Source organism: Protofrankia sp. Cas4 (assembly GCF_963555915.1).
In the GTDB taxonomy this organism is placed as follows: Bacteria; Actinomycetota; Actinomycetes; order Frankiales; family Frankiaceae; genus Protofrankia.
Genome location: NZ_CAUVXL010000056.1, coordinates 1 through 5,271 on the forward strand (window position 1 = coordinate 1; position 5,271 = coordinate 5,271).

Below are 5,271 nucleotides of genomic sequence, written 5' to 3' on the forward strand. Positions count from 1 at the left end.
GCCGCCGGTTGGACGGGTGGTTTGGCCGGTCCCGACGAGGTCGGACGGGGTGACGCCGGGCGCGTGGGCATATCCGCTCGGTCATCGTTTCTCCGGCCGGTAAGGTCGGTCGGGTTGGGCACGCCCCGACGGCACGGGCGAGGGCCGAGGGAAGCGGGACGGACGGGTCGATGAAAACGGCGATGCGGTCACACCTGTGCGGTGCGCTGCGTACAGAGCACATCGGTGAGACGGTCACGGTGTGCGGCTGGGTAGCCCACCGTCGCCAGCACGGCCAGTCGTTGATGTTCGTCGACCTGCGCGATCATTCTGGCCAGGTGCAGTGCGTCGTGGACGGGTCCGTCGACGCCCGGTCGGAGTACGTCCTGAGCGTCACCGGCACGGTGGTGGCCCGGCCCGAGGGGACGGTCAACCCGGGCCTGGGTACCGGTGAGGTCGAGCTGCGGGACTGCACGGTGACCGTGCTCGCCGCCGCTACGCCGCCGCCGTTCCCGATCGACGACCGGGCGGATTCGGTCGACGAGTCGACCCGCCTCACCTACCGCTATCTCGACCTGCGCCGCGAGCGGATGCAGCGCAACCTGCGGATCCGCTCGGCGGTGCTGGCCGCGCTGCGCTCCACCCTGGTGCCCCGGGACTTCGTCGAGGTCGAGACGCCGCTGCTGATGCCGTCCACACCTGAGGGCGCCCGGGAGTTCGTGGTCCCGTCCCGGCAGGCGCCGGGGCACTTCTACGCGCTGCCGCAGTCCCCGCAGCTGTTCAAGCAACTGCTGATGGTCGGCGGCACCGACCGTTACTTCCAGTTCGCCCGGTGCCTGCGCGACGAGGATCTACGGGCCGACCGGCAGTACGAGTTCACCCAGCTCGACGTCGAGATGAGCTTTGTCGACCAGGACGACGTGCTTGAGGTGATCTCGGCCGCGGTGCTGGCCGCCACCGAGACGGTCACCGGCGTCGCGCAGCCGCCGATGGAGCGGATCACCTGGCACGACGCCATGGACCGGTTCGGGGTGGACAAACCCGACCTGCGCTTTGGCATGGAGCTCGTCGAACTGACCGAGATCTTCACGGCGAGCGGCTTCCAGGCGTTCGCCGGGGCGCCCGCGGTGAAGGGCATCTGCGTCCCCGGTGGCTCGGCCACCCACAACCGCAAGGCGTTGGACGCCCTGACCGACCGGGCCAAGAAGCTCGGCGCGAAGGGCCTGGTGTGGATGCGGGTCGGCGCGGACGGCACGCTGGAGTCCCCGGTGGCGAAGTTCCTGTCCGCTGCCGAGCTCGCCGGGATCGTGAAGGCGACCGGCGGTGAGACCGGCGACCTCCTCCTGCTGGTCGCCGACGAGTGGGCGACCGTGTGCGAGGTACTCGGTCAGCTACGCAACGACCTCGGGCGCCCGGCTGCCGGGGAGGGCGGCTTCCGCTACGTCTGGGTCGTCGACTTCCCGCTGTTCGTGGGGATCGACGCGCAGACCGGCCGGCCCAAGCCCGGCCACCACCCGTTCACCCGCCCGCATCCCGATGACGTCGACAGGCTTGAGACCGAGCCGTTGGCGGTGCGTAGCCGTGCCTACGACCTGGTGCTCAACGGCTGGGAGCTGGGTTCGGGTTCGATCCGAATCCACGAGCCCGATCTGCAACAGCGGGTCTTCGCAGCGCTCGGGATCTCAGCGGCCGAGGCCGACCGCCGGTTCGGCTTCTTCCTGACGCCGTTCTCCTTCGGCGCGCCGCCGCACGGTGGCTTCGCCGTCGGCATCGACCGGCTCGTGGCGATCCTGGCCGGTGAGGACAACATCCGCGAGGTCATCGCGTTTCCCAAGACCCAGTCCGGCCTGGACCCGATGACCGGTGCGCCCACCGAGATCGAGCCGCGCCAGCTGCGTGAGCTGGGCATCCGGGTGCTGCCCTCCGCCTAGCCGTCGACGCCGGGCCAGGATCCTGCACACGATTCATGGCGAAAGCCTCCGGTTGACCGTGGCGCGACCTACCGTTACCTGGTTGGCGCGTCCCGTTCCAGCGTCCCTGCGGTACTCGTGATCACGGGTTGTCGTGATCACGCTGCCCCCGGCTTGCCGGGAAGCCCTGGGAGTCGGGCGTTGCGCGTTATCCCGCGGGTATGACCGACGAATCCGTCTCCAGCAACGGTGCTGGCTGGTTCGGACACGGCGGGCAGAGCGGTTCGCGGGTCGGATGCAGCAGTCGTACGCAGCAGGAGGCCAGGGAATGCAGATACCGTTCTCGTCGTCGCCGACGTCCAGTCTCGGCATCGAGTGGGAGCTGGCGCTGGTCGATCGTGGTACCCGCCACCTTCGTGGGGCGGCGACGGCCATCCTCGAGGAGTACCACAATAAGATCGGCCGGGACGCCGAGCCACGGGCCAAGCACGAGCTGTTCGAGTCGACCATCGAAGTCGTCACAGGTGTCTGCGACACCGTGAACGAGGCCAAAAAGGATCTTTTGGCAACCGTGGATCTCCTGGCGGATCTTGCCGGACCTCGGGGACTCGCGCTGATGTGCAGCGGGACCCATCCACTGTCCCGTTATGAGACGCAGCAGGTCAGCCCGGACCCCCGCTATGCCTCGCTGCTGGACCGGATGCAGTGGATCGCCCGGCGTCTTCTGATCTTCGGCGTGCACGTGCATGTCGGGGTCCGCTCGCGCGAAAAGGCGATCCCCATCGTGAACGCCCTCGCCGGCTACATCCCACACTTCCTCGCGCTGTCGGCATCCTCCCCGTTCTGGCTGGGTCTGGACACGGGTCTGGCCTCGGCGCGGTCGAAGTTGTTCGAGAGCCTGCCGACCGCGGGCCTGCCGTACCTGCTTGCCGACTGGGGGCAGTTCGAACAGCTCATGGCGACGCTGGTGTCCTCTGGTACCGCCGAAAGCATTCGTGAGCTGTGGTGGGACATCCGCCCGCATCCGAACTTCGGCACGGTGGAGCTACGTATCTGTGACGGGCTGCCGACACTGTTGGAGGTCGGGGCGGTCGCCGCGCTGACGCAGTGTCTGGTCGACCGGATGGACACCCAGCTCGACCGGGGCTACACGTTACCGACACCACACCGATGGGTCGTCCAGGAGAACAAGTGGCGGGCCGCCCGCTACGGTCTTGCCGCCGAGATCGTCGTGGATGACCGTGGCGCGACACGCAGTATCCGCGATGAGATTGTTGATCTTGTAGACGATCTTCTGCCGGTGGCGCGCAGGCTGGCATGTACTGACGAACTGGCTGACGTCCTGCACATTCTGGATGTCGGCTCGAGCAGCGAGCGGCAGCGGATGGCGGCGCGGCGGGCTGATGGGGATCTGGTGGCCGTGGTGGATACCCTGCTTCAGGAGATGGAGTTTCGTCGGCCCGTACGGTGAATCCGGGCCGACGGTGGTGGAGAGGTGGGGTCAGGCCTTTGCTGTACGCGGATATCCGCCCTGATCAGGTCATCCGGGCGGGCGCACGACGTGAGCGTGGACAGCGGGCACAGGCTGGACGGCCGACATGATGGCGAACGCCACCGAGGCGGTCGCCAGCTGGCTGAACCAGCATGAAAGCGAGCTCGTCGCGTTCAGACGTGATCTTCATTCTCATCCGGAACTGGGCAGGCAGGAACACCGGACGACCCGTGCCATCGCGGCCCGCCTGTCGGCCGCCGGCCTGGCGCCGCATCCGTTGCCGGCCGGGACGGGCCTGTGGTGTGACATCGGCCCGATCGGCCGGGACACGACGGCTACTACGGCTACGACGGCTATGACGGCTACGACGGCTATGACGGCTACGACGTCCCCCGGCGTTGCGAGCACCGGCACCGCATCTGATCGGCCGGACGTACCGATGGTCATGGTACGTGCCGACATCGACGCGCTGCCCGTGCTGGACGTGAAGGACGTCCCCTACGGCTCGACCGTTCCCGGCGTCTGCCATGCCTGCGGCCACGACGTCCACACGGCCGTCGTGCTCGGGGTGGGGCTGGCGCTCGCCGCATTCGCCCGGGCCAATCCGCTGGCGGGAACCGTCCGGCTCGTGTTCCAACCGGCCGAGGAGACCATGCCGGGCGGTGCGTTGGACGTGATCGACGCTGGCGTACTCAAGTCGGTGTCCACCGTCATGGCCGTGCACTGTGACCCGTCCCTGGACGTCGGGACGATCGGGCTGCGCGCCGGCCCCATCACCTCGGCGGCCGACTCGGTCAGGGTCACCCTCAGCGGCCCCGGCGGCCACACGTCACGTCCGCAGAACACCGTTGATCTGATCTACGCGTTGTCCAGGCTGGCGGTGGAACTACCCGCGGCGCTGTCCCGTCTGGTGGACCCACGCTCGTCGCTGTCGCTGGTGTGGGGGCACGTCGAGGCGGGCACCGTGGCCAATGCGATTCCGCGGGCCGGCAGCATCGCCGGGACGGTCCGTACGCTGTCCCGGGATACCTGGGAGGACGTGCCGGCGCTCGTGCGACGGCTCGCCGAGCAGATCGTCGCCCCCTACGGGGCGGATCTCGCCCTCGAGTACCGGCGTGGGGTACCACCGGTGGTGAACAGCATCGAGACCATCGAGCTGTTCCGGACGGCCGTGCATCGCGTCCTTGCGCCCGGCGCGGAGATGTCGGTGACGCAGTCCCTCGGCGGCGAGGACTTCGCCTGGTATCTGGACCACGTACCCGGCGCGCTTGCCCGCCTCGGTACCCGCATACCTGAGGGGCCCACCTACGACCTGCACCAGGGCAGCTTCGACGTGGATGAGGCGGCGATCGGAATCGGCGTGCGGTTCCTTGCCGCGTCCGCGCTGCAGGCACTGGAGCGGGCCGCCGCGTCGTTTTGACGTACCTGTCGTACCTGTCGTACCTGTCGTTGCGGCACAGCCCGGAACACCCCCCGGGGTTGGGTTGACCATCATGGTCAACCCAACCCCGGGACGGGCCGGGTTATCTGGACGTCTGGACCTCGGTCTCGCGGCGGGACCGCGGCTCCGGAACACCCGGGCCGTCATGGGTGTGGGATTCCTGCACCCGCAGCAGCTTGGCGGTCCAGTCCGGCAGGTACCAGTTCCAGTCGCCGAACAGCGACACCAACGCCGGCACCAGCAGCATCCGCACGACGGTGGCGTCGAGCAGGATGCCGAAGCCAAGCGCCGTCGCGAACAGTTTGATGTCGGTCTGCGGTCCGCTCGACAGCGACAGGAACGACAGGAACAGGATCAGCGCGGCCGAGGTGACAAGCCGCCCGGTACGGCCGACTCCTTCGATGACGGCGGCGTTGGTGTCACCACTGGCGTCGTACTCCTCCCGGATG

Annotated in this window: 4 protein-coding genes; 3 read left to right on the plus strand and 1 reads right to left on the minus strand. The window is 68.4% G+C overall.

Annotated elements, in window-relative coordinates:
- Nucleotides 1-170 precede the first annotated feature (170 nt).
- The 3 genes from aspS to U9979_RS05960 all read left to right on the plus strand — a co-directional run bounded on the left by aspS (nt 171) and on the right by U9979_RS05960 (nt 4,801).
- Nucleotides 171-1,910 carry an aspartate--tRNA ligase gene (gene aspS / locus U9979_RS05950; protein ID WP_322778578.1) on the plus strand — a complete coding sequence of 580 codons (1,740 nt, stop codon included), beginning with the start codon at nt 171-173 and terminating at the stop codon, nt 1,908-1,910.
- A 307-nt stretch (nt 1,911-2,217) separates the two neighbouring features.
- Nucleotides 2,218-3,360 carry a glutamate--cysteine ligase gene (locus tag U9979_RS05955; RefSeq protein WP_322751541.1) on the plus strand — a complete coding sequence of 381 codons (1,143 nt, stop codon included), beginning with the start codon at nt 2,218-2,220 and terminating at the stop codon, nt 3,358-3,360.
- Between the two features lie 127 nt (nt 3,361-3,487).
- A complete protein-coding gene (locus U9979_RS05960; RefSeq protein ID WP_322778579.1) occupies nt 3,488-4,801 on the plus strand; it encodes an amidohydrolase in 1,314 nt (437 codons plus the stop codon).
- Nucleotides 4,802-4,904: 103 nt separating this feature from the next.
- On the opposite strand, the gene U9979_RS05965 is transcribed toward U9979_RS05960, so the two are convergent.
- On the minus strand, nt 4,905-5,271 hold a 367-nt coding region (locus U9979_RS05965), incomplete at its 5' end, for an MMPL family transporter (protein ID WP_322778580.1).